Origin of the sequence: Pseudomonas sp. UBA2684, assembly GCA_002354655.1 — a bacterium.
Classification (GTDB): domain Bacteria; phylum Pseudomonadota; class Gammaproteobacteria; order Pseudomonadales; family Pseudomonadaceae; genus Aquipseudomonas.
The window spans coordinates 43711-66953 of record DELY01000003.1 but is presented as its reverse complement, the minus strand read 5'-3'; the positions used below and the strand labels follow the sequence as shown (position 1 = coordinate 66953).

25 protein-coding genes are annotated in these 23243 nt (G+C 63.3%); 12 read left to right on the top strand and 13 right to left on the bottom strand.

The annotated features are described in order from the left end of the window. Positions 1-4 precede the first annotated feature (4 nt). Both B3M58_RS01420 and B3M58_RS01415 read right to left on the bottom strand, forming a co-directional pair. Positions 5-445, bottom strand: a complete 441-nt coding sequence (locus tag B3M58_RS01420; RefSeq protein WP_296216766.1) for a phasin family protein — start codon at positions 443-445, stop codon at positions 5-7. A gap of 127 nt (positions 446-572) precedes the next feature. Then, on the bottom strand, positions 573-851 hold the full coding sequence (locus B3M58_RS01415; protein ID WP_296216765.1) for a polyhydroxyalkanoic acid system family protein: 279 nt from the start codon (positions 849-851) through the stop codon (positions 573-575). Positions 852-996: 145 nt separating this feature from the next. Between B3M58_RS01415 and ubiE the strand changes: the two genes are divergently transcribed. The 9 genes from ubiE to B3M58_RS01370 all read left to right on the top strand — a co-directional run bounded on the left by ubiE (position 997) and on the right by B3M58_RS01370 (position 6921). Beyond that, complete coding sequence (ubiE, locus tag B3M58_RS01410; protein WP_296216764.1) at positions 997-1767, top strand: bifunctional demethylmenaquinone methyltransferase/2-methoxy-6-polyprenyl-1,4-benzoquinol methylase UbiE; 771 nt, start codon at positions 997-999, stop codon at positions 1765-1767. Continuing rightward, on the top strand, positions 1767-2384 hold the full coding sequence (locus B3M58_RS01405; protein ID WP_296216763.1) for a ubiquinone biosynthesis accessory factor UbiJ: 618 nt from the start codon (positions 1767-1769) through the stop codon (positions 2382-2384). Before ubiE ends, B3M58_RS01405 begins: the two co-directional genes overlap by 1 nt. Further along, positions 2381-3970 carry a ubiquinone biosynthesis regulatory protein kinase UbiB gene (gene ubiB / locus B3M58_RS01400; RefSeq protein ID WP_296216762.1) on the top strand — a complete coding sequence of 530 codons (1590 nt, stop codon included), beginning with the start codon at positions 2381-2383 and terminating at the stop codon, positions 3968-3970. The genes B3M58_RS01405 and ubiB overlap by 4 nt, the downstream gene beginning before the upstream one ends. A gap of 66 nt (positions 3971-4036) precedes the next feature. After that, complete coding sequence (hisI, locus tag B3M58_RS01395) at positions 4037-4438, top strand: phosphoribosyl-AMP cyclohydrolase (RefSeq protein WP_296216761.1); 402 nt, start codon at positions 4037-4039, stop codon at positions 4436-4438. Next, positions 4431-4766, top strand: a complete 336-nt coding sequence (locus B3M58_RS01390; RefSeq protein ID WP_296216760.1) for a phosphoribosyl-ATP diphosphatase — start codon at positions 4431-4433, stop codon at positions 4764-4766. The genes hisI and B3M58_RS01390 overlap by 8 nt, the downstream gene beginning before the upstream one ends. A gap of 24 nt (positions 4767-4790) precedes the next feature. After that, positions 4791-5051 carry a twin-arginine translocase TatA/TatE family subunit gene (locus B3M58_RS01385; protein WP_296216759.1) on the top strand — a complete coding sequence of 87 codons (261 nt, stop codon included), beginning with the start codon at positions 4791-4793 and terminating at the stop codon, positions 5049-5051. Positions 5052-5060: 9 nt separating this feature from the next. Next, entirely contained in the window at positions 5061-5420 is a 360-nt protein-coding gene (gene tatB / locus B3M58_RS01380; protein ID WP_296216758.1) for a Sec-independent protein translocase protein TatB, read from the top strand. Further along, complete coding sequence (gene tatC / locus B3M58_RS01375; RefSeq protein ID WP_296216757.1) at positions 5417-6217, top strand: twin-arginine translocase subunit TatC; 801 nt, start codon at positions 5417-5419, stop codon at positions 6215-6217. The genes tatB and tatC overlap by 4 nt, the downstream gene beginning before the upstream one ends. After that, positions 6214-6921: a 16S rRNA (uracil(1498)-N(3))-methyltransferase gene (locus B3M58_RS01370; protein WP_296216756.1), complete on the top strand. Its 708-nt coding sequence runs from the start codon at positions 6214-6216 to the stop codon at positions 6919-6921. The genes tatC and B3M58_RS01370 overlap by 4 nt, the downstream gene beginning before the upstream one ends. A 150-nt stretch (positions 6922-7071) precedes the next feature. On the opposite strand, the gene B3M58_RS01365 is transcribed toward B3M58_RS01370, so the two are convergent. Continuing rightward, the gene (locus tag B3M58_RS01365; protein ID WP_296216755.1) at positions 7072-7575 is read right to left on the bottom strand and encodes a winged helix-turn-helix transcriptional regulator; all 504 of its coding nucleotides are present in this window, start codon (positions 7573-7575) and stop codon (positions 7072-7074) included. Positions 7576-7769: 194 nt separating this feature from the next. Between B3M58_RS01365 and B3M58_RS01360 the strand changes: the two genes are divergently transcribed. Together B3M58_RS01360 and B3M58_RS01355 are read left to right on the top strand one after the other, a co-directional pair. Further along, complete coding sequence (locus B3M58_RS01360; protein WP_296216754.1) at positions 7770-8498, top strand: SDR family oxidoreductase; 729 nt, start codon at positions 7770-7772, stop codon at positions 8496-8498. Positions 8499-8618: 120 nt separating this feature from the next. After that, positions 8619-9206 carry a 2-hydroxychromene-2-carboxylate isomerase gene (locus B3M58_RS01355; RefSeq protein ID WP_296216753.1) on the top strand — a complete coding sequence of 196 codons (588 nt, stop codon included), beginning with the start codon at positions 8619-8621 and terminating at the stop codon, positions 9204-9206. Between the two features lie 98 nt (positions 9207-9304). Here B3M58_RS01355 and dtd read toward each other — a convergent pair whose 3' ends face one another. Next, entirely contained in the window at positions 9305-9742 is a 438-nt protein-coding gene (dtd, locus tag B3M58_RS01350) for a D-aminoacyl-tRNA deacylase (protein ID WP_296216752.1), read from the bottom strand. Next, positions 9739-10710: a prolyl aminopeptidase gene (pip, locus tag B3M58_RS01345; RefSeq protein WP_296216751.1), complete on the bottom strand. Its 972-nt coding sequence runs from the start codon at positions 10708-10710 to the stop codon at positions 9739-9741. Before pip ends, dtd begins: the two co-directional genes overlap by 4 nt. A gap of 126 nt (positions 10711-10836) precedes the next feature. Here pip and B3M58_RS01340 point away from each other — a divergent pair, with 126 nt between their 5' ends. Further along, the gene (locus B3M58_RS01340; RefSeq protein ID WP_296216750.1) at positions 10837-11271 is read left to right on the top strand and encodes a hypothetical protein; all 435 of its coding nucleotides are present in this window, start codon (positions 10837-10839) and stop codon (positions 11269-11271) included. A gap of 47 nt (positions 11272-11318) precedes the next feature. Here the strand turns inward: B3M58_RS01340 and B3M58_RS01335 are convergent, their stop codons facing one another. From B3M58_RS01335 to B3M58_RS01300, 8 genes are all read right to left on the bottom strand, one after another. Next, a complete protein-coding gene (locus tag B3M58_RS01335) occupies positions 11319-11879 on the bottom strand; it encodes a lipocalin family protein (RefSeq protein ID WP_296216749.1) in 561 nt (186 codons plus the stop codon). Positions 11880-11889: 10 nt separating this feature from the next. Continuing rightward, positions 11890-12144, bottom strand: coding sequence for a hypothetical protein (locus B3M58_RS01330; protein WP_296216748.1), 255 nt, complete (start codon positions 12142-12144; stop codon positions 11890-11892). Between the two features lie 69 nt (positions 12145-12213). Next, entirely contained in the window at positions 12214-12831 is a 618-nt protein-coding gene (locus tag B3M58_RS01325; RefSeq protein WP_296216747.1) for a DUF924 family protein, read from the bottom strand. Positions 12832-12834: 3 nt separating this feature from the next. Then, entirely contained in the window at positions 12835-13842 is a 1008-nt protein-coding gene (locus B3M58_RS01320; RefSeq protein WP_296216746.1) for a class 1 fructose-bisphosphatase, read from the bottom strand. An 87-nt stretch (positions 13843-13929) separates the two neighbouring features. Further along, positions 13930-15831 (bottom strand): esterase EstP, encoded by a 1902-nt coding sequence (estP, locus tag B3M58_RS01315; protein WP_296216745.1) that lies wholly within the window; start codon positions 15829-15831, stop codon positions 13930-13932. Between the two features lie 113 nt (positions 15832-15944). Continuing rightward, positions 15945-17597, bottom strand: a complete 1653-nt coding sequence (locus tag B3M58_RS01310; protein WP_296216744.1) for a histidine kinase N-terminal 7TM domain-containing diguanylate cyclase — start codon at positions 17595-17597, stop codon at positions 15945-15947. Between the two features lie 375 nt (positions 17598-17972). After that, a complete protein-coding gene (locus tag B3M58_RS01305) occupies positions 17973-19328 on the bottom strand; it encodes a DUF3999 domain-containing protein (protein ID WP_414704039.1) in 1356 nt (451 codons plus the stop codon). A 2-nt stretch (positions 19329-19330) separates the two neighbouring features. Continuing rightward, entirely contained in the window at positions 19331-22924 is a 3594-nt protein-coding gene (locus tag B3M58_RS01300) for a DUF2339 domain-containing protein (protein WP_296216742.1), read from the bottom strand. Positions 22925-23243 lie beyond the last annotated feature (319 nt).

Below are 23243 nucleotides of genomic sequence, written 5' to 3'. Positions count from 1 at the left end.
CTCCTTATTTGGTACGCGCGACGTGCTCGAGCAACGCGCTCAGCTCATCCAGCTTAGCAGAGAGTGCTTCAACATCCTGCTTGGACGGAATGCCGATACGGTTCAGGGCACTGGCCACACGGGTATCGAAAGCCTTCTCGATTTTATCGAGTTGCACTTCGACTTTGCCTTTGACGCTGCTGACGTTGCTGGTAACGCTGCTCTTCACGCTGTCGAGCTGGCTGTTAGCGGCTTCGACCTGTTCGTTGACCAGCTTCTTGCCCTGCTTCTCGACGCCTTCGCCGGACTTGACCAGCTCTTTGAAATACTCGGCGCCTTCCTGACCGGCTTTGGCGTAGGCACCCAGGCCGGCCAGCCAGATCTTGCGGGCATAGACTTTAACGTCGGTCAGCACGGTGGCTTTTTCTTCGACTTCGACTTTCTTCTTAACGGCAACTTTCGACATGGTGCACCTCACGCGCAGTGGTTTGAGGAAACGCCCACGGAATGCAGGCTTAGTTGCACGGTATCGAGGAAAATTAGAAACCGCATACTAGTTGCAAGAAAACTGCAACCGCTGGCCGCGGCATGCCTCAGGCCTGAAGACTTTTATCCAGCACCTCTTCGATTTCGCGCTTGATACTGCCGCTCATGGCCGACAGCAACAGGCCGAGATTGAGCTGCACGCGCACGCGATCCTCACCCACCTCGATACTGCCGTCGGCGCCGCTGCGCTTGAACTCCAAGGTGTCGCCGTTCCAGCGATAACGCACAGCGTATTCACGGGCCAGGCGCTCGGCCAGCTGCTCGGCTTTTCCCCGCGCCGCCTCGCGGCCCAGGGAGTGGGAGCGTTCTACGTTAATCTTGGCCATGGCACTTCTCCTGACGGCGAGCTTAAGTCGCGCGACTATATCAGCCTCGCCGAGCCCTCCGCAGCGCACGTCAAGACATGAGACGCGTGGCGGGTTTAGAATGGCCACCACTTTGATTGAGCCTCTCTGTTTAGGTAAGGGCGACATGAACGATCCGCGCAAGAACGAGGACAGCGAACCCACCACGCACTTTGGCTTCCAGGATGTGCCGGAAAGCCAGAAGGCGCAGAAAGTCGCCGAAGTGTTCCACTCGGTGGCCGCCAAATACGACCTGATGAACGACCTGCTGTCCGGCGGCATGCACCGTTTGTGGAAGCGTTTCACCATCGAACTGTCCGGGGTGCGCAGCGGCAACCGGGTGCTCGATATCGCCGGCGGCACTGGCGACCTGACCAAACAGTTCGCCCGCCTGGTTGGCCCGAGCGGCGAAGTGGTGCTGGCCGATATCAACGCCTCGATGCTCAAGGTCGGCCGTGATCGCCTGCTCGACCGCGGCGTGGCTGGCAACGTCAAGTTCGTCCAGGCCGACGCCGAGAAGCTGCCGTTCCCGGACAATCACTTCGACTGCGTGACCATTGCCTTCGGCCTGCGCAACGTCACCCACAAGGACGACGCCATCCGCTCCATGCTGCGCGTGCTCAAGCCGGGCGGCCGCCTGCTGGTGCTGGAGTTCTCCAAACCGTCGAGCAGCCTGCTGTCGAAGGTCTACGACAGCTACTCGTTCAAATTCATGCCGCTGATGGGCAAGCTGATCACCAACGACGCCGAGAGCTATCGCTACCTGGCCGAGTCGATTCGCATGCACCCGGACCAGGACACGCTGAAAGCGATGATGGTCGAGGCCGGCTTCGAGCGCGTGACCTACCACAACATGACCGGCGGCATCGTCGCCCTGCATCGCGGCATCAAGCCCTGATGATCGTCAGCGGACTGTTGGCCGGCGTCGAACTCGGCCTCAACCGGGTATTGCGCCTGGACAGCACCGCGTTACCGCGGCTGGCGCGTCTGGCTGGCCGGGTGATTGCCGTGGACTGCCAGAAACCTGCCTTCCAGCTGTTCATCCTGCCGGATAGCGAAGGCCTGCGCCTGGCGGCGAATTGGGCCGGTGACGTCGACTGTCGCCTACGGGCGCCAGTCGCCAGCCTGTTACGCCTGGCCACCAGCAGCGAGAAAACCGCGGTACTGCACAGCCCCGAAGTCGAGCTGGACGGCGACAGCGGCGTGCTGCTGGAGCTCGCCGGCATCCTCCAGGACCTGGAGCTGGACTGGGAATACGCGCTGTCGCGCTGGCTCGGCCCGGTTGGCAGCCAACTGCTCGGCAGCCACCTGCGCAGCCGCGTCAACTGGACCAGCCAGACCCTCGACAGCCTGCGCCTGAACCTGGCCGACTACCTCAGCGAGGAGTCGCGCAGCCTGGTTGGCCAGCGCGAAGCCGATGCGCGCTTCAGCGAATTGGATCGACTCAAACTGGCCCTCGACCGTCTCGATGCACGCATCGAGCGCCTCGCCCAACACCATAAGCCCATCGCATGAAGCTGCTTGCCGTTCGCCGTCTGTTACGCATCCAACGCGTAGTCATCCGCTACCAACTGGATGACCTGTTGTTCGCCCTGCCCCTGCCGCTCTGGCTGCGCGCCCTGCGCTACGTCCTGCCCTGGCGCTGGTTGCCGCGCACGCCGTTGACGCTGTCGCGCGGCGAACGCCTGCGCCTGGCACTGGAGGAACTCGGGCCGATCTTCATCAAGTTCGGCCAGCTGTTGTCCACCCGCCGCGACCTGCTGCCGCCGGACATCGCCGACGAATTGGCCAAACTACAAGACCAGGTGCCGCCGTTCGACCCGGCGCACTCATTGGCCTTGATCGAAGAGCAGCTCGGCGTCACGGTCGGCGAAGCGTTCGCCCGCTTCGATGCGCAACCACTGGCCTCCGCCTCGGTCGCGCAGGTGCATGCCGCGCAACTGAAAAGCGGCGAAGAAGTGGTGGTCAAGGTGATTCGCCCAGGCCTCAAGCCGATCATCCAGCAGGACCTGGCCTGGCTGTTCCTGCTCGCCAAACTGGCCGAACGCGCCTCCACCGAAGCCCGCCGCCTGCGCCCGGTGGAAGTGGTCAGCGACTACGAAAAAACCATTTACGACGAGCTCGACCTGTTGCGCGAGGCGGCCAACGCCAGCCAGCTCAAGCGCAACTTCGAAGGCTCGCCGCTGCTCTACGTGCCGCAGGTGTACTGGGATTGGTGCCGACCCAAGGTGCTGGTGATGGAGCGTATCTACGGCATCCAGGTCACCGATCTGGCGACCCTCGCCGACCAGCGCACCGACATGAAATTGCTCGCCGAACGCGGCGTGGAGATCTTCTTCACCCAGGTATTCCGCGACAGCTTCTTCCACGCCGACATGCACCCCGGCAACATCTTCGTCAGCACCCGCCAGCCATGGAACCCGCAGTACATTGCCATCGACTGCGGCATCATCGGCAGCCTCACCCCCGAGGATCAGGACTACCTGGCGCGCAACCTGATCGCCTTCTTCAAGCGCGACTACCGCCGGGTGGCGCAGCTGCACATCGACTCGGGCTGGGTGCCGGCCGAGACCAAGGTCAATGACTTCGAGGCGGCGATCCGCACCGTCTGCGAACCGATTTTCGAGAAGCCGCTGAAGGATATTTCCTTCGGCCAGTTACTCCTGCGCCTGTTCCAGACCGCGCGCCGCTTCAATATGGAAATCCAGCCACAGCTGGTGCTGCTGCAAAAGACCTTGCTGAATATCGAAGGCCTGGGCCGTCAGCTGTATCCGGACCTCGACCTGTGGAGCACCGCGCAGCCGTTCCTCGAACGCTGGATGCGCGAACGGGTCAGCCCATTGCACCTGCTGCGCAACCTGCAACAACAGGCCGAGCAGGTGCCGCACCTGTCGCAGATGGCGCGTGACACCCTGGAACGCCTCAACCAACAGCCCATCGGCACGCCCGTCACCCCGCGGGCCAGCCCGCAATGGCCGATACGCTTGCTCGGCGCCTTAATGATCGGCGGTGCCGCCACCCAAGGACTGGCTCTCAGCCTGCTGGCCTGGCCGAGTTGGGCGATGCTCGCCGGTGGTCTCTATCTGGTGCTGCGCCGATAGCCACACCCGAGCCGCACTGGCACACTAAGGCACTACCCAATTGGCCCGCGATGGGCGGAAGTAGCGATGAACGATTGGCTCGACGACATTAACTGGAACAGCGACGGCCTGGTGCCGGCGATTGCTCAGGATTACCAGACCGGCCGCGTGCTGATGATGGCCTGGATGAACCGCGAAGCCCTGGCGCTGACCGCCAGCGAACAACGTGCCATCTACTGGTCGCGCTCGCGCGGCAAGCTGTGGCGCAAGGGCGAAGAGTCCGGCCATGTGCAGAAGCTGCATGAGCTGCGCCTGGATTGCGATGCCGACGTGATCATCCTCAAGGTCGAGCAACTCGGCGGCATCGCCTGCCACACCGGCCGCGAAAGCTGTTTCTACCGGGTATTCGAGCACGGCGCCTGGAAAACCGTCGACGCCGTGCGCAAAGACCCGCATGCCATCTATGCCGCAGGACACCGCCATGACTGATACCCTGAGCCGTCTGGCCGAGGTGCTGGAAGCGCGCAAAGGCGCCGCTGCCGACAGCTCCTATGTCGCCAGCCTGTACCACAAGGGTCTGAACAAGATTCTCGAAAAAGTCGGCGAGGAGTCGGTGGAAACCATCCTCGCCGCCAAAGACGCGGCCGCCAGTGGCGACTGCAGCGAGCTGATCTACGAAACCGCCGACCTGTGGTTCCATAGCCTGGTCATGCTCGCCGCCCTCGGCCAGCATCCGCAGGCCGTGCTCGACGAGCTGGATCGCCGTTTCGGTCTATCTGGACACGCGGAAAAAGCCGCGCGCTCCGACACCAACTAATCAACCTCACGAGGACCTCCGTTCATGGGCATTTTCGATTGGAAACATTGGGTAGTCATTCTCATCGTGGTGATCTTGGTGTTCGGCACCAAGAAGCTGAAGAACCTCGGCTCAGACCTGGGCGAGACCATCAAGGGCTTTCGCAAGGCGATGAATACTGACGAAGACCCAGCAAAACCGGCGGAAAGCCCAGCGCAACCAGCGCACACCGGCACTCCGCTGAACCAGCCGCACACCATCGACGGACAGGCGCAGAAAGTCGAAGAACCCGCCCGTAAAGACTGAGTTCACACCATGTTCGATATCGGCTTTACCGAATTACTGCTGGTGGGCCTGGTGGCCTTGGTGGTGCTCGGCCCTGAACGCTTGCCCGGTGCGGTGCGTACCGCAAGCCTGTGGATCGGCCGGGTGAAACGCAGCTTCCTGTCGATCAAGCAGGAAGTGGAGCGCGAAATCGGCGCCGACGAAATCCGGCGGCAGCTGCACAACGAGCAGATCCTTGAGCTGGAGCGGGAAATGCAGGCGATGAAGCAGGATCTCCTCGCCCCGCTGCCGACAGCCGCCACCAAAACTGCCGAGACCACCGTGGCAGCGCCCGAGAGCCCCGGCGCCACGCCCAACGCCGCCAGCCAGGACAAGACCCCACAACCATGAGTCGATTACCGGACAGCGACCAGGAAATGCCCCTGGTATCGCACCTGACCGAATTGCGTTCGCGCCTGCTGCGCTGCGTGGTGGCGATATTCCTGCTGTTCGCCGGGCTGTTCTACTTCGCCCAGGACATCTACACCATCGTCTCCGCACCGTTGCGCGCCTACCTGCCGGAAGGCGCGACGATGATCGCCACCGGCGTTGCCTCGCCGTTTCTCACCCCGTTCAAGCTCACCGCCTGGATCGCCCTGTTCCTCAGCGTGCCGGTGATCTTGCATCAGGTCTGGGGCTTTATCGCGCCTGGGCTGTACAAGCACGAGAAGCGCATCGCCGTACCGTTGCTGGTCTCCAGCATCTTCCTGTTCTACGGCGGCATGGCCTTCGCCTACTTCCTGGTGTTCCCGATCATTTTCCACTTCTTCGCCAGCGTGACTCCCGAAGGCGTGGCGATGATGACCGACATCAACGAGTACCTGGATTTCGTCCTCACGTTGTTCTTCGCTTTTGGCGTGGCCTTCGAGATCCCGGTCGCCACCTTCCTGCTGATCTGGGTAGGCATCGTCGACGTGGCCACCCTGCGCAAAAGCCGACCCTATGTGATCGTCGGTTGCTTTGTGGTCGGCATGGTGCTGACGCCACCCGATATCTTCTCGCAGACCCTGCTGGCGGTGCCGATGTGGCTGCTGTTCGAGGCCGGCATCCTGTGTGGCAGCATGATCAAACGCCGCGACGAGCATGAGCCGGACGACGCTGACTCCGAATCCGAACCCAACGACCAGCCGCCCGCTACTCGGCCGTGAACCTCCTGCTCCTCGAGGCCGGCGACCTGGTGGCCGCCGACCGGGCCATACTCAGCGGCCGCCGCCTTAAACACCTGCACGAGGTGCACCGGGCCGAGGCGGGCGACAGCCTGCGAGTCGGCCTGCTGAATGGTTTGATGGGCACCGGACAACTGCTGAGCCTGACGGCTGACCACGCCGAGCTGCGCATCGAACTCAGCCAACCGCCACCGACCAAACTGCCGATCACCCTGCTGCTGGCCCTGCCGCGGCCGAAGATGTTGCGCCGCGTGCTGCAAACCGTAAGCGCAATGGGCGTGCCGCGGCTGATCCTGCTGAACAGCTACCGCGTCGAAAAGAGTTTCTGGCAGACGCCTTTTCTGCAGCCCGAGGCGATTCGCGAACAATTGCTCCTCGGCCTCGAACAGGCACGCGATACGGTGCTGCCCGAGGTGATCATCGAGAAACGCTTCAAACCGTTCGTCGAAGATCGCCTGGCCCAACTGGCCGCCGGCAGCCTTGGCCTGATTGGCCACCCCGGCGCTTACCCGGCGTGCCCGCGCGCAGTCGAACAACCGGTGACGCTGGCCATCGGCCCGGAAGGCGGCTGGATTGCCTATGAGGTGGAAAAACTGCAGGCGGTCGGCCTGCAACCGGTGCAACTCGGCGAACGCATCCTGCGGGTGGAAACTGCAGTTTGCGCGCTGCTCGCGCGCCTGTTTTAAGCATGTAGCTCGGATGCAAGCCGGGAAGCCGAGGCTCGGATTTCATGCGGGCTAAGCCCCTACGTAGGGTGGACATGCGCAGCTTGTCCACCATCGGCGTGTTACACGGCGGACAAGCCGCACAGCGGCGCTAGCGCATGAGCACAGGCTCTACGAGCCTTCCCCCGCCTGTTTGGCCTGCCAATGCACCGGCAACAGTTGCCCCTTGAACGCCGGTGCCTCTTCCAGCGCCACATCATGCGGCGCCAGCGTTTCACCACACTCCGAACACACCAGCACACCGTGCATCTGCTGTCCGCAGCGGCTATGTACATGGCGAATCGGCGCGCCCTGCGCGTCACTCATATGCCGATCGCCCCAGTTCACCAGCGCCAGCACGGCCGGGTAGAGATCGCGGCCTTTGCTAGTCAGGCGATAGTCCTCGCGTAACGGGCGCTGCTGATAAGCGACCTTATCCAGCACGCCCGCCTCCACCAGCTTCTTCAAACGATCCGCCAGCACATGCCGGGTGACGCCCAAACGCCGCTCGAACTCGTCGAAACGGCGGATACCCATAAAGCTTTCACGCAGCACCAACAGGGTCCAGCGGTCACCCACCACCGACAAGGTGCGGGCCAGTGAGCAGGGTTGTTGATCGAGTTGTTCCCAGCGCATTGGTCATTCTCCTGCAATCGATGGCTCACCATAGCTTGACAGGTTCTAAAATGGAACCGACTATCCACCTAGGTTCCAAATAAGAACTAACAAGCGTGCCCGCTCTCTCTCCGGCGTTACGCGCCACTTTCGCTCAACGGGCGAAGAAAACGAGGACAGCACCGCGACGTGATTTCAACCGAAGGAGAACCGCAATGACCGAACGCAAAGCAATTCTGGTGGTAGGTGCCGGCGATGCCACCGGCGGCGCAATTGCCAAACGCTTCGCCCGTGAGGGCTATGTCGCCTGCATGGCGCGGCGCAATGCCGACAAGCTGACGCAACTGGTGAGCGAGATCGAAGCCGCAGGCGGCAGCGCACGCGCATTCGGCTGCGATGCGCGGGTCGAAGAGCAGGTCATCGAGCTGTTCGCCACCATCGAACGCGAAGTCGGCCCGCTGGAAGCCGTAGTTTTCAACATCGGCGCCAACGTGCAGTTTTCCATCACCGAGACCACCGAGCGGGTCTACCGCAAGGTCTGGGAGATGGCTGCGCTGGCCGGTTTTCTCACCGGTCGCGAAGCAGCGAAGGTCATGTTGCCGCGCAACCGTGGCAGCATCATCTTCACCGGCGCCACCGCCTCGCTGCGTGGGCGGGCGAATTTCTCCGCCTTTGCCAGCGCCAAATTCGCCCTGCGCGCCCTGGCCCAGAGCATGGCGCGCGAACTCGGCCCGCAGGGCATCCATGTCGCCCACCCGATCATCGATGGCGCCATCGACACAGCCTTCATCCGCGAGACTTTCCCCGAGCTGTATCAGCGCAAGGAACAGGACGGCATCCTCAACCCCGAGCATATCGCCGAGACCTACTGGCAGATCCATTGCCAGCCGCGCGATTGCTGGGTGCATGAGCTGGATCTGCGACCGTGGACAGAAACCTTCTAAGAACCTGTTCAAAGTCTGCTGCGTTACTAACGTAGCGCCTTGCAGGACTCCAGCTCGCGAGACGTTGAAAAGGCTCTAAGTCAACCGTCACTGACCTCGAACCCGACCACAGGACACACCATGAACAAAACCGTAGAGTTCTTTTTCGATTTCGGCAGCCCGACCAGCTACCTGGCCTGGACGCAACTGCCGCAGATTGCCGCCGCTGCCGGCGCCGAGATCGTCTGGCGGCCGATGCTGCTCGGCGGCGTGTTCAAGGCCACCGGCAACCAGTCGCCGGTCAGCATTCCGGCCAAGGGTCGCTACATGCTGCAAGACCTGGCCCGCTTCGCCACACGCTATGGCGTGCCGCTGGCCTTCAACCCGCACTTTCCGATCAATACCCTGACGCTGATGCGCGGCGCCGCCGGTTACCTCGGCACGCCGCAGTTCGCGAGCTACGTGCAGGCCATGTTCGAAGCCCTGTGGGTGCAACAAAAAAACCTCGGCAAAGCCGAGGTCGTGGCCGAGGTGCTGGTTGCTGCCGGCCTGGATGTGGCCGAGTTCGAACGCCTGGTCAGCGACGAGGCGGTCAAAGAGCGGCTCAAGGAAACCACCGAGGAGGCCATCAAACGCGGCGTATTCGGCGCGCCGAGCTTCTTCGTCGACAACCAACTGCACTTTGGCCAGGATCGCCTCGACTTCGTCGCCGAAGCGCTACAGAAATAAAGAACCCCAGCACAACACGTAGGAGCGGGCTTGCCCGCGAGCGTTCCATGGCCCCAGGCACACAACAGCTCGCGGCCAAGGCCCCTCCCACAGCCGTACTAGCTCTCCAGAAGGAAAGTCACCGGCCCATCGTTGATCAGATGCACCTGCATGTCGGCGCCGAAACGTCCGGTGGCGACCTGCGGATGCTTGGCCTGGGCCTGCTCGACCAGCAGGTCGAACAACTCGGCGCCGAGCGCCGGCGAGGCCGCGCTGGAAAAGCTTGGGCGCAAACCGCTTTTGGTGTCGGCGGCCAAAGTGAACTGCGAGACCAGCAGCAAGCCACCGCCGACATCCCCCAACGACAGGTTCATCTTGCCCTCGGCATCGCTGAACACCCGGTAGTTGAGCAGCTTGTGCAACAACTTGGCGACGCTGGCCGGGGTGTCCTGTGGTTCGACACCAACCAGCGCCAGCAGGCCCTGGTCGATGGCCCCAACGATCTCACCCTCGACTTCGACCCGCGCAGCGCGCACGCGTTGAATCAGTGCCTTCATGCTTCGTCAGGCGACAGGTTGAGCAGGCGCCGGGCAATCTGGTTTGCCGCCCGCACCAGGGCATCGGTAATCCCGGTTTCCGACGCGGCGTGGCCGGCGTCGCGAATGATCTGCAGCTCGCTGTTCGGCCAGGCCTGGTGCAGTTCCCAGGCGTTATCCAGCGGGCAGACCACGTCATAGCGGCCGTGCACGATCACTCCCGGCAAATGCGCGATTTTTGGCATGTCGCGAATCAACTGATTGGGTTCGAGGAACGCATTGTTGACGAAGTAGTGACACTCGATGCGCGCAATCGACAGGGCGCGGTGGGTATCGGCGAAGCGCTCGACCACCTGCGGGTTGGGCCGCAGGGTCAGGGTCCGCCCCTCCCAAGTCGACCAGGCCTTGGCCGCGTGCATCTGGGCAATCTGATCGGGCCCGGTGAGGCGCTTATAGAACGCCTGCATCAACTCGCCGCGCTCCTCAAGCGGGATCGGCGCCAGGTAATCCTGCCAGTAGTCGGGGAACATGCGGCTGGCGCCTTCCTGGTAAAACCAGTGAAAATCCTGCGGCCGGCAGAGGAAGATGCCGCGCAGGATCAGCGCGTGCACCCGCTCCGGATGACGCTGGGCATAGGCCAGCGACAGGGTCGACCCCCAGGAGCCGCCGAACAGTACCCACTTGTCGATGCCCAGGTGTTCACGGATCTGCTCGAGGTCGGCAACCAAGTCCCAGGTGGTGTTGTTGTCCAGGCTGGCGTGCGGCGTCGACCGCCCGCAACCGCGCTGGTCGAACGTCACTATGCGGTACAGATTAGGGTCGAAAAAGCGCCGACTCAGGGCATCGCAACCGGCACCCGGGCCGCCGTGAATGAACACCACCGGCAACCCATCCGGCGAGCCGCTTTCGTCCACATACAGAACGTGCGGCGCCTCTACGGCCAACTCGTGGCGGGCGTAGGGTTTGATCTCCGGATACAAAGTCTGCATGGTGCACTCCTGGATTGATGCGTACGGTACGACCCAGCCACTGGGTCAGCGACCAAGCCGCCCGGGTTGGCGCCGCTAGCGTTTTCCGCTCTGCCCCGCATCATAACCATGAAAAAGGAGTTCAGCATGCCAACACGGAAATTAGCCCTATCTTTCATGATGTTGTTCGCCCTGCTAAGCGGTTGCGGGGAAGCCGACAACCCACAGGCCGCACTCGAAGCTGCCGTGCAGCAACTGCAAGACAACCTGGAGGCCAAGCAGACCGGTGCGGTACTCGAGCAGTTGCACCCAACCTTCTCAGCCCAACAGCAATTCGATCGGGACTGGGCGCAGCGCACCATGATGCTGCTGTTTATCCGCCACAAGAACATCAAGGTCATCGCCCTGAGCAAAGACAGCCGGGTCGACCCGACCTACAGCGAAAAAGGCCACACCGAAGCCCAAGTCGCCATGGCCGGAGCCGAAGGCCTGATCCCCGACAGCGCGCGGCATTACAGTGTAAAACTGGAATGGTGGCTGGAAGACGGCGACTGGAAGCTGGCGCGCCTGAATTGGGAATAGCCGCTGGCGTTACCGCACAATAAGCAACGCCCCTTACGGGGCGTTGCTTATTGCATTGGCATCTGCGCATCCGGCGTACGCCAGATCAGCTCAGACGTGTCATAACCCTGCCCGCGTGCCACCTCCACCAGCTTGTCACGCATGGCCGGCGCTACTTGCGGGTTGCGCGCCAGCAACCAGAGGTACTCGCGGTTGGGGTGTCCGACCAGCGCCGTCTGGTAATCGTCGTCCAGGTACAGCACCCAGTATTCGCCCTTGGCCACGCCCGGCAGCAGGTTGCTGAACCAGTTATCGAAGCGGACCCACAGCTTATCGGTCTGGCCCTCGACCTGCGGCACTGCCCTGCCGCTGACCTGCTGCCATTCGCCATCCAGGGTGCGGCAGCGATTAGTCACGCCGACCCCGCCATCATCCTGCAAGGCATAGTGCGCTTCGGACTGCGCGCAATTGCGCTGAAAAAACATCGGCAGTCGTGCCAACTCGTACCAAGTCCCCTGATAACGCTGCAAATCGACTTTATCGACAGTTTTCGGCGGCACCACACCCGTACCGGAATTGGCACAGCCGGCGAGCAGGGCGATAGCCAATAGCCCAACCAATACGCGCATTTTCGCCTCCTTATTTCAAACCCTTGCCAGAAAACATCAGCACCTTGTCACCGGCATACTGCACGCTGATAAAACTCTCTTGATCGCCCCAGGTGCAACTCGACATGCCCAGCGCACCGGAACACTCTGCCGGGCCACCGAGCAGGCTTTCCACCTCGGGCTTGCTCATCCCGGCTTTGAGCTTGGAATAGTTTTCCTGATTGATCTTGCTGCATGCAGCCAACAACACACAGCACGACAGCACCGCGAAATAGCGCAACGACATGGCACAAACTCCTGGATGAACGGTGTCGGCAAGCGTGGCACAGCAGCCCGCCGCTTGCCTGGTTGGACGTCAGAAACGCGAGCCGGGTTCCTCCAGGAACGCCAGTTCTTCCGCACGCGAAGAACGCCCGAGAATGCTGTTGCGATGGGGGAAACGGGCAAAGCGGGCAATGACCCGCTGGTGGCGCTCGGCATAATCCAGATAATCGGCGAATAGCGCACGCTCGGCGCTCGACGCTGCATCGCGCAGCGCGGTGAAGTGCTGGACGGCCAGGTTTTGCGTCGCCAGATCTTCGGCATGCTCAAGCACCAGATAAACGAATACCTGCTGGATTGGCGCCAGCTGCCGCTCAAGACTGCGCGCCAGCCCTTCCTGCACCAGCGCCTGGGCCAGGCGATCGCCGGCGAAGGCACGCGGGGTATCGCGGTAGATCATCCGTGGCAGTTGGTCGAGCAACAGCAGTGTCGCCAACCAACCCTGCGCATGCGCTTGCCAATCGCCCAACTCACCAGCCAGCGCCTGCTCGACCAGCGTGCCGAAACGCTGGCGCGCGTCGACATCCTGGCGGTCATGTTTACCGAACCACAGCTTGGTGCGCGCCGCAGCGACCTCGACAGCGGTTGGCGCGGGGCCGCAGCCGGCCGCACCGAACCACCAGTCAAGCAACGGCTGCCAGGCGGCGCTCATGGCTCAGTTCTGGTGATAGGCGGTGACGCGCTCGACTTCTTCCTTGGAGCCAAGGAACACCGCCACTCGCTGGTGCAGGGAGGTCGGCTGGATGTCGAGGATGCGTTGCACGCCATTGGTTGACGCGCCGCCAGCCTGCTCGATGATGAAGGACATCGGGTTGGCCTCGTACATCAGACGCAGCTTGCCGGGTTTTTCCGGCTCGCGGGAATCGCGCGGGTACATGAACAAACCGCCACGCGTGAGGATGCGGTGCACGTCGGCCACCATCGCTGCGACCCAACGCATGTTGTAGTCCTTGCCCAGCGGGCCGGTCTTGCCCGCCAGGAGCTCCTCGACATAGCGCGTGACCGGTGGCTCCCAGTGACGCTGGTTGGACATGTTGATGGCAAATTCCTGGGTGGTTTCCGGCACTTTGATATTGTCGTGGGTCAACACGAAACTGCCCAGCTCACGGTCCAGGGTGAAGCCTTTGACGCCATTGCCCAGGGTCAGCATCAGCATGGTCTGCGGGCCGTAAATCGCGTAACCGGCGGCAACCTGCCGAGTGCCTGGCTGAAGGAACGCGTCCTCGCCCAGGTCACCATTTTCGCCATTGCGCTCAGGGCAACGCAGCACCGAGAAAATCGTGCCGACCGAGACATTGACATCGATGTTGGACGAGCCGTCCAACGGGTCGAACACCAGCAGATAGGCGCCTTTCGGGTAGCGCCCAGGAATCTGATAGGCATTGTCCATCTCTTCCGAGGCCATGCCGGCCAGGTGGCCGCCCCACTCGTTGGCCTCCAGGAGAATTTCGTTGGACAGCACATCGAGCTTCTTCTGCACTTCGCCCTGCACGTTCTCGGTTTCCATGCTGCCGAGCACGCCGCCCAGAGCGCCCTTGGACACCTGATGGCTGATCGCCTTGCAGGCACGCGCCACCACCTCGATAAGGAAACGCAGATCGGCGGGAGTGTTGTGGCTACGGGTCTGCTCGATCAGATAGCGACTCAGGGTAACGCGGGACATGGAAGGCTCCGGGAAGGAAGAAAAATCGCGCGCAGTTTACCCCTTTACGGGCGGCGGCGCCTCCTACCGCCGCCCGTCGGTCGCTCGTTACCAGTCCCAGACCAGCGACAGGCTAACGCCCTGCTGCTTGTCGTCTTCAGCCTTGCGCAGGCTATACGCGCCACGCAATGCCAGGTCGCTGCTCAGCTTATGGCTAACACCGAGACTGGCGCGGTCCAGACGGTCGTCCGGGGTATAGCCCTGCAGCGTGAAGTCGAGGCTCGGCAAGCTGTTGAGGGCCATCGTCACCTCGCTGCTGTCGTCTTCGTACTCTTTCTCGCGCGCGATTTCCACGAACACCTGGGTGCTGGCACTGACCGCCCAACGACCTTGCAGGCCCACGCCCAGGCGCTTGGAGGTACGCTCCTGGTCATCGAAGCGCAACGCCGTAGAACTTGCGCCCTGCTCGGCGTACCCATCGATCTCCACCCGCGCGTAATCGGCGCTGATAAACGGGCTCAGGTGCCAGGTGCTGCCGGGCTGGGCGATGTCGTAGCCTGCCCGCCCACTCAACGCCCACAGCTGACCTTCGCTATCGCCTTGCTCGCTGCGCGCGACCACCCCGAGATTAAGACTGCGCTGTAAGTCGTGATAATCCAGGTGACCGACACTCGCCGATGCATCCGCCCACCAACGGTTGTGTTGGTACTGCGCGAAAGCCGTGGCCAGGTAACTGCGCAGGTCGTAATCGGAATCGGCGGTGCCCACCTCCAGCTCCTGCTCGAACAAACCGAGCGCTACGCCTAGCCGCCAAGCATCGTCCAGGCGGTAGCTGCCACCCAGGTTCAGACTATAGCCGTCGCCATCGCCGCCGGCCGAGCCGTCCTGCTCGTCGAAATCCTGGCGCTGGCCGCCGGCATTGACAAAAGCGCGCCACTGGCCGACGGGCTGCCATGCCTCCCAATCCGCCAGCAACTCACTGCGCAGCTGGTCTTGATGCGCACGCAAGGTGCCATGCGCCATTTCCGGCAGCAGGCTCAGCTCCCAGGGCGCAGACAGCAGCGAGTAGGTGTAATCGGCGAAAATCTGCTGCACCGCCGTGGTCGGGTGCACGCTGTCGTTGAACAGCAGCTTGCTGGGATCGGGGGTCGCACTGTTGATGCCCCAGGTGCTGTTGACGTTGGCGCAGCTGGAGAAGCAGGTCCCGATCAGGTTCTGGCTGGCGTCGAAACCAAAAAGCGCGGCGCTCTGAAGCACCTCGCTAAAGAGCAGCGGCACATTCAACGGAATGATTTGCGCATCGATACCTTCGAGCTGGCGCACCAGCTCGGTATTGAAATCACGCCCTATCGCCGAGATAGTCGGAGCCAGGCCGGTACCGGAAATCGCTGGCGTACTGCCTACGTCAGGCAGCATGGAAACCACGATATAGCGGGCACCAGCGCCCTGCAAAGCGGCAACGCTGGCAGCCAAACGCCCTGCGGCGACTTGCGGGCCATCGGTAAAGATCGTGCCCTGCAGGAAGTCGTTGCCGCCGCCATTGACGTAAAACAGGGTATTCGGATCGAGCGTCAAGCCACGGTTGGCCAAATCCACCAAGTAACCATCGCGGGTGCGGCTGCCCGCTACCGAGCCACCGGCTGCGGTAATCGAATCGAATATCTGATCGGTACGGTAACCACCTACGGCCCAGTTGGAGCCGTCAGGCCGGCCTTCGGCCGCAAACACTGCCGACGTTGAGGGTGTTTGCGGACCCAAGCCTAACTGCTCGCCGAGTAGCATCGGTGAGGTCGAACCAAAAATCTCGCCGCTGCCCGGTTGATAGGTCGGCCCGACCCGGTTGGTAAAACGCTGGGTCGCCCCAGGCGGACCATCCGGATCGGCGAATTGGCCGGCATCGCTCAGGCTGTCGCCAAACACCACCAGCCCACTGTACGGGGAGGCAGAACCAAGAGAGGGAAATGCGGCCAGTAGGCAGGCCGCCGCCAACGGGGTCAGGACTCGTTTCACCGGGAACTCCTTGAATTATTTTTATAGGACTTACCAAACTGTCGAATCTAGACAGTTTTGTGAACGAATGCACTAGCCCGGTACCTCGCCCCACCCATTTGGGTGATCCGCAGTCATGCTTCGTTGAGCTGGGCAAACACGCGATTACGACCACTGCGTTTGGCTTCGTAAAGAGCCGCATCGGCAACCTGCAGAAGCTCATCCAATACCTGCCCCTGGCGTGGCCAGAAGGCCAGGCCAGCCGACAAAGTGACGCGTTGCTCGCCACTACGCGTGATGACCGGCGTCGCCGCCAGCCGACTGCAAATCAGCTCCAGGCGGTTACAGGCTTCGCTCGCATCGGCGCCCGGCAAAATCAGCAGAAACTCCTCGCCGCCGATGCGGAACACTGCGTCCGAGCTGCGCAGGTTCATCAATAGGAGTTGTGCAACGCCTTTCAAGACATCGTCGCCCGCCAAATGACCGTGCTCGTCGTTGAGCCGCTTAAAGTGGTCAAGGTCGATCAGCGCCAGGGCTATCGGCGAGTGCTCGCGCTGGGCGCGTGCCAGCTCACGGCCAAAGAATTCATCCAAATAGCGGCGATTGAAAAGGCCGGTCAAGGGGTCGCACAGTGCCTGCTCCTGTAGCTGTTCATGCAGGCTGGAAATGGTGCGCAGGCGTTCCTCGCTGACGGCCAGGGCTTCGGCCAGTTTCAGCTCGCTGAGGTGGCGCTGGGTGACGTCGCGCAGGTAGAGCATCTGCCCGAGCACTGTCGTGCCGGTACGAGTAATGCGCTCGATGGCACGGATACGCACCTCGAAATAGCGCGCCGAACTGGTCAGGGTCAGCAGTTGGTCCTGCTCGACGCGCGCCTGGTTGGCCAGCAACGCCGACAAGTCGCCGCCAAACACTGGCCAATCGCCGAGCGTGCGGCCCTGCCAGCCGCTGCGCAAACCTGACAGTTTCAGCGCTGCGGGGTTGGCCTCGATCACCCGCAACTGCGGGTCCACCACCAGCACCGGATCGAGCAACGCTTCCAGCAGCAGATGGCGGGCTACCGGCAGCAAGTCGAACAGACGCACGCCGACAATCAGCCAGGCAAATGCGAGCAGGGTGAAGGTAAAGCTGAAAGGCGTCGGGTCGAAGCCAAAGAGCATCCAGCCGAACACCACATAACTGATATTGGCGACCCACGGCACCGCGGTGACGAAGACAAACGCCAGGTAGTGCCGGCGGTGCACGCCATAGCTGACCAGCGCCGCGCGCAGCACCACGCCCATGCAGAAGGCCATAAACAGGTAGACATACACCGCCGCCGCGTAGAACAACGGCCCGTGCTGATAGCGAATTGGCGACCCCGGCGCATCACTCAGCGGCGCGGTGCCTGCGCCGTAGAACAAGCCATGCCAGGGATTGCTCAAGGCCATCAGCCAGATCAGCAACGGCACCACGGTCAGGCCCAGGGTGCTGCTCAGCGGCAAGGGCTGGCGCACGCTGTTGACGTATTGCCAGAGGAACACCGCCCAGAAGGTCGGCACCGAGAGAATTCCCGGCCAGGCCATGGTCGCCCAGAACACCTTGCAACTGGCACCTTGCGTGGACATTTCCAGGCTGGCGGCGATCATCCACCAGAGGCTGGCCAGGTGCAGCACGATAAAACTCTCGCGCCCAGGGAAGTAGCGCTGCCGATTGACCCAGCGTGCCAGTAGCAACACGCCGATGCACACGGCGCCGGTCAGCACCACCGGCACGCTCAATACCCAGCCGGAATCGCCGCACATATTCATCGAGAGTGCGCTGCAATAGGCAAAGGCTGAGCGCGCCAGCAGAGCAGGCGCGACGATGTTACGAAAGTCGCCTGCTGGCGGGGCGAAATAGGGATACGCAAGGGCCTTCCTGACCTTAGAACCTGTTTACGATCTCGCGAGCTAGAGCCAGACAAGAACCGTCGAGAAAGCGCAGTTTACGAGTTGTAAATGAGCATTCTGACGGGAGCGCCTAGCCTGGGCTCGCCTATCCGAGGCTGTTTTTAACGCCGGATGGCCGGCGCGCCGCAGATCGTAAACAAGTTCTCAAACGCTAATCAATTTAAGATGCCGACCATACTGCAAAAGTCTTCAGGCAGCTGGGCTTTATTTATGCTTGATCGCCGCCAATAGCGCCTATTCAGCACTCGGCCGACGCAGCAGGCTGAGCGCCATCAGCGCCAGCAAGCCAACTCCCAGCAACAATACCGCCCACAATCCCCAGCGTTTCCAGTCGGCCCGTGCAGCGGCTGGCGCGGCCGGTGCAGTCGGTAACTGCACCTCGGCCTGGCCCAGTTGCGCCAGGCGCGCAGGTTGGTAGCCGGGAATCAGGGTCGCCAAGGGCAAGGCGGCCGATTGCGCGCCGGCACGCCCCACTGCCAAGCGATACGGCGGGCTGCCGCGCTGCAGGAACACCAGCTGACTGGCACGCACCGCCACCTGGATCTGCGGCGGAGCGCTGCCCAGACCGCCGCCGCGCTCATCGACCTGCAAACGCAGCTGCTGTGCCGGCCAGCCGGGTAGCTGCAGCTCGTCCTGACGAATTTCCGCGCCATTCTCCGGCAGGCGATAGAGCAGCCCCTGCGCCAGCGACTGCCAGGGCCCCTTGCCTTCGCTGCGGCCGCTGACGCGAATCGGGGCCAGGCTGTTGGCCTGACTGAGCTCAACCTTGAGCCGTTCCAACGGCAAGGCCAATGGCAATTGCCACTGATACTCGCCATCCGGGCTGCGCACCGCCGTCAGCGGCTGCGACCACGCCAGCGGCGCAGGCGCACTGTCGCTGCGCTGACTGCGCAAGGTGGCCGCCGTCAGTTGTGGGGCCTGTTGCGGGCTCAGCCAGAGCAGGCGCAGATAGCGCGCCTTGCGCCCCGGCAGCTCGACCTGCTGCTGATCGATACGCTCGCCACCAAACGACAACCGCGCCAATTGCCCGGTGCCCCAGGGCTGCCAGTCTTGCAGGTCATCACTGGCCTCAATGCTGAAACGCTGAAAACCCTCTTCGCCACCCGTCCAGTCCAGATTCAAGCGCACCAGGGCGGCCTCGATGCCACTGGCATCGAGCAACCAGCCACGCAGTTGCGCCGGCTTTTGCATCGCGTCCGGCTGCTCGTCCAGCAACTCGATCAGGGTGCCGCCGGTGCTACGTTGCACCCGCAGGCTCGGCGTGCCGGCGCTGTTGCCCGCTTCGGCATACAGCGGGAACCACTTCACCGCCTGCTCCTGCTGGCTCTCGCGGGCCTCGCTGTGCCCCGCCACCAGGGCGTAGGCCAGCGCCTGACCCTCGGCGTTGAACACCCGCAGGTCGCGCAAGTCGCCATAGCGCGCGGCGAAATGCAGCGCCATGGGCAGATCCAGACGATACCAGGGCCCCTCGCCCGAGAGCGTCAACGGCAGCTGCTGCGCATAGTCACCCGGCTGCTCCTGCGCCAGTGCCAGCGGGCTGAGCAACAGGCCGGCGAGCACGCCCCAGGCCACACAACGCGACTTCATCATCTTCATACCTGCTCCTGCGGCTGATCCACCTCGGCCTTGCGCGGCGGCAGCGGGGCGAAATAGCCGACTACCAGCAGTAACACGCCCACTCCAATAAACGACACGATGCGCTCCAGGCCACCACGGTTACCCAGTTCGACGAAGAACAGCTTGGCCACCACCAGGGCGATCAAAGCCGCACCGACCAGCCACAGTTCGCGCTGGCCACGGCGATTGCCGAGCACCATCAGCGGCAGAGCGATCAGCGTCCAGACGATCGACAGGCCGGCCTGCACCAGCATCGAATCGAGCAGCGCATCCAGCTGATAAGGCACGCCGCCCCAATGATGCGCGGTGCGCATGACCATCGCGGTCAACAAGGCAAACAGCGAAGCACCAGCCACGGCCTGAGTCAGCCACTGGCTGCGCTGGCCATTCAGGCCCTGCTCGGCCAGGGCCGCGCGCGACCAGGCATACACCGCGCCCAGGGCAAACAGCAGGCCCAGTTCCAGCGGGTTGAGCAGCGGCAGATAGGCCAGCGGCTCGGCGTCGCCGGCGCTCATCACGTTGGCCAGCCAGAACCAGCCGAGCATCAGCACGGCCAGCGGAGCCGCCGCCAACAGCCGATATTCCCGTGGATAGGCGGCCAACGGCCAAGGCCAATGCCGCGGCAACGCCATCAGCCACAAGTAACCGCTCGGCAGCAGCGCCCAACCCAGCCAACGCCAGGCGTTGTAATGCTCGGACAGGGCGAAGAACAGGTAACGCAGCTCCAGCGCCAGCACCCCCAGCAGCAACCAACAGCCCAGTACATGCGCGGCGCTCAAGGCACCGGCGGGCAGCAGCCCGGCCAGGCGGCGCAACGACCAGAAGTGCACGGCAAACAGCAGCGCCCAGGCCAGCCAACCGAACTGCGCCGCCGGGTGATAGTGCAGGTGCCAGGCATACAGCAACACCACCGCCGCCATCGGGATTAGCAGGCTGCACAGCAGCGCCAGCTCCGGCCAGCGCGCGCGCGGCGCAAGGAAGCTGGCGGTGGCCATGCTCAGTGCGAGCAGACCGAGCAAGGCCGCACTCTGCAACTCGGGGCCGACAAAACGCAGCACTTCGCTGCTCAGCGCCAGCGCCCACCAGGCCGCGCCCCACACCAGGAGCAATTGCGCCAGGCCGAGCAGGCTGAAATTGCCCAACGCTCCGGGCGCTTCGCGACGCGCCAACTGCTGCAAGCGCCAGGCCCCGACCAGCGCGGCAATGCCCAGCACCAGCGGCGTCCAGAAGTCGACATGGGCCAGCGGGCGCAGGCCCTCGGCGTCCAGCTGGCCGAACAACAGCGGGCTGACGCTGAGAAACACCAGACCGGCCAGCGCCTGCAGCAACAGACCGAAGACAAAGCTGGCGCGCTGTTGCAGGTGCAGGCTGAGCCAGATGATCAACAGCCCACTGCCGCCCCACACCGCGCTGGCCGTGGCCCACGGCAAGACGAACAGCACCGCCAGGTTGATAAACACCAGGCCGACCAACAGCACCAGCGACAGCCCGCGCAGCAGCCGGCGGTCGGCGCTGACCTGCGGATCCCGCGCCGCCAGCAACATCCCGGCGATCAGGCCGAAACCGATCAGCGAGGACGTCAGCAAACCCTGCCAGCCCGCGGAAAAACCACCGCCACCGGTCACCGCATCGCCGGCCATCTGCGCCATAAACACCAGGCCGCCGAGCAATTGCACGGCGAAGGCGCTGAACAGGAAGGCGCGTGATTGCAGGCGCAGGCCAATCAGCAGGGTCAGCAAACCGGCCAACGCCCAACTGATCGCCGTACCCTGGGCGTCGAACAGCAGCGGCGCAATCAGGTAGACAAAGGCCAGGCCGCCACAAGCCAGCACTGGCAGGCCACGCACCTCCCAACGGCTGGCCAGAGCGGCGTTCTGGCGCAATTGCCAGAAGCTGAACAACAAAGCCGCGCCGAGCATCAGCGCGCCTAGCGGCGCACCGTCCAGCAGGGTTTGAAAGCCGCCCTGCAAGCCGCTGACAAAGGCCAGCGCCGCGCCGAACTGCAGCAGCAGGGCAAACGCCCGCGCCAGGCCGCGCTGCTGACGCAAGCCGAGCCAGTAGATGCCCGCGCCCTCGACCGCCCAGGCCGCCGAGGTCCAGCGCGCATCCAGGCCCAGGGGAATCGCCAGGCTGGCAAACACCACGCCCAGCGCCAGGCAGGTTTCCACCAGTAGCACGGCCCGCTCGCCGGTACGACCAACCAGCAATCGCGCCAGCACCATATAAAACAGCCCCAGCGCCAGGGCGCTGAAGGCCGCGGCAAACTCGATGTGCTGCACCAGCGCAAACTGCAGGCCAAAGCCCACCAGCGGCGGACCGAACAGCACGGTGGCGTCGATATAGTCACCCTTGCGTGCGGCCCACAGCAGCAGCTCGTCGCGGTTCTCGGGCGCGCCTAGGGCTTCGCGCAACTTGCGCCGGGCAAACAGCAGGCCGATGGCCACGTACATCAGGAAGAACAGGACCAGGAACGGCTCGGTGCTCCACAGCAGTTCCGGCGTGTAGGAGCGAATACCCCAGGCGAAACCGATGCCGAAGGTGCCGACAAAGCCAATCAGGTTGAGCAAGCGCCAGGCCTTGAACCAGGCAATGGCGAAGATCCCGCTGTTGAGCAGGATGAAATAGGAGAACAGCGCCACATGGTTGCCGCTGCCGGTCGAGGTCAGGATCGGCGCGGCAAAACCGCCCAAGGCCGCCGCCGCAGCCAGACCCAAGGCATTCTGCTTGACCGCCAGAATCGCCGAAAACAGCGTGACCAGCACCAGCAGGCCCAGGGCCACGCCAGCGTCGAGCAGCGGATGCAGGCGCATGGCGGCGAACACCGTCAGGTACAGCACGGCAATCCCGGTGCCTTGCAGCATCAGCGCGTAGCTCGGGTTGCGCAGGCGCAGCCACCAACCCAGACCCAGCAAGGCCACCGCACTGGCGGCCACGCTGGCGTAGCGCATCTCAACCGGCACCACCATGCCCTCGGTGGCATAGCGCAGGAGGAACGCCAGGCCGAGAAACAGCAGCACCACGCCGACGCGCAGCACGGTATTGCCGCCCAACAGCCAGTTTTTCGCGGCGCTGAAGCCGCGTTCGATCAGCGTCGGCTCGCGTGGTGCGGCAGGCTTGCGGAGCGTGGCGGGCTTGGCGGCGATTTGCGGTTCAGAGGGCGCAGCCATGCTGGCGGCAGACGCGGCGGCAACTGGCGCTTCGGGCAACTGGAAATCCAGAGTCCAGTCCAGCTCTAGTTCAGGCTCGACGGCCTGAGCCCTCTGCGCGGCAACCTGAGGCGGTTCGGCGAGGGACGCGTCACTGCGCGGCTGAGCCGCTGGCTGCGGCGGCATAACGCCGGCCTGCTCCAGCGTGTGCAAGCGCTCATGCAGGGCCGTGGTGCCCTGATCGAAGCGCTGGGAGAAGGCCTTGAGCTGGTCCTTTAGCGCGCCATTCTCGCGCTCCAGCCCCTGCAACTTGAGCGCCTGACCCAGGCCCAGGCCAAGCAGAGCGCCCAGCAGCGCGGCGGTCAGCGTCTCATCCGCCAAGGCCCCGAGCACCAACCCCACCAGCATGAAGATCCATTGCATGCAGCGCGTTCCTATTGAGCTAAATCCGGACATCCTGTTGCCCGCACCGGGCGCGAACTGCGCAGCAGTATAGGAGCCTGCCCCGTGCATACCCAGAGAGACGAATGCCGCCCGCATCACAGCACAGCAAGAAATTGCCGGGAGCAATTTCTAAGGTTGCGCAGCAACGGCCCGCAGGGTGCCTGACATGGATGGCAGCCATAAGAAGTGGCCGCAACCGCACAAAATATGACCAGCCGGCAGATAGTCATTCACAAACGCGCCAAGGCCGCTATCATCGCGCGCCGCACAACTGATGCATGCGAGGGTCTGTTTCCGC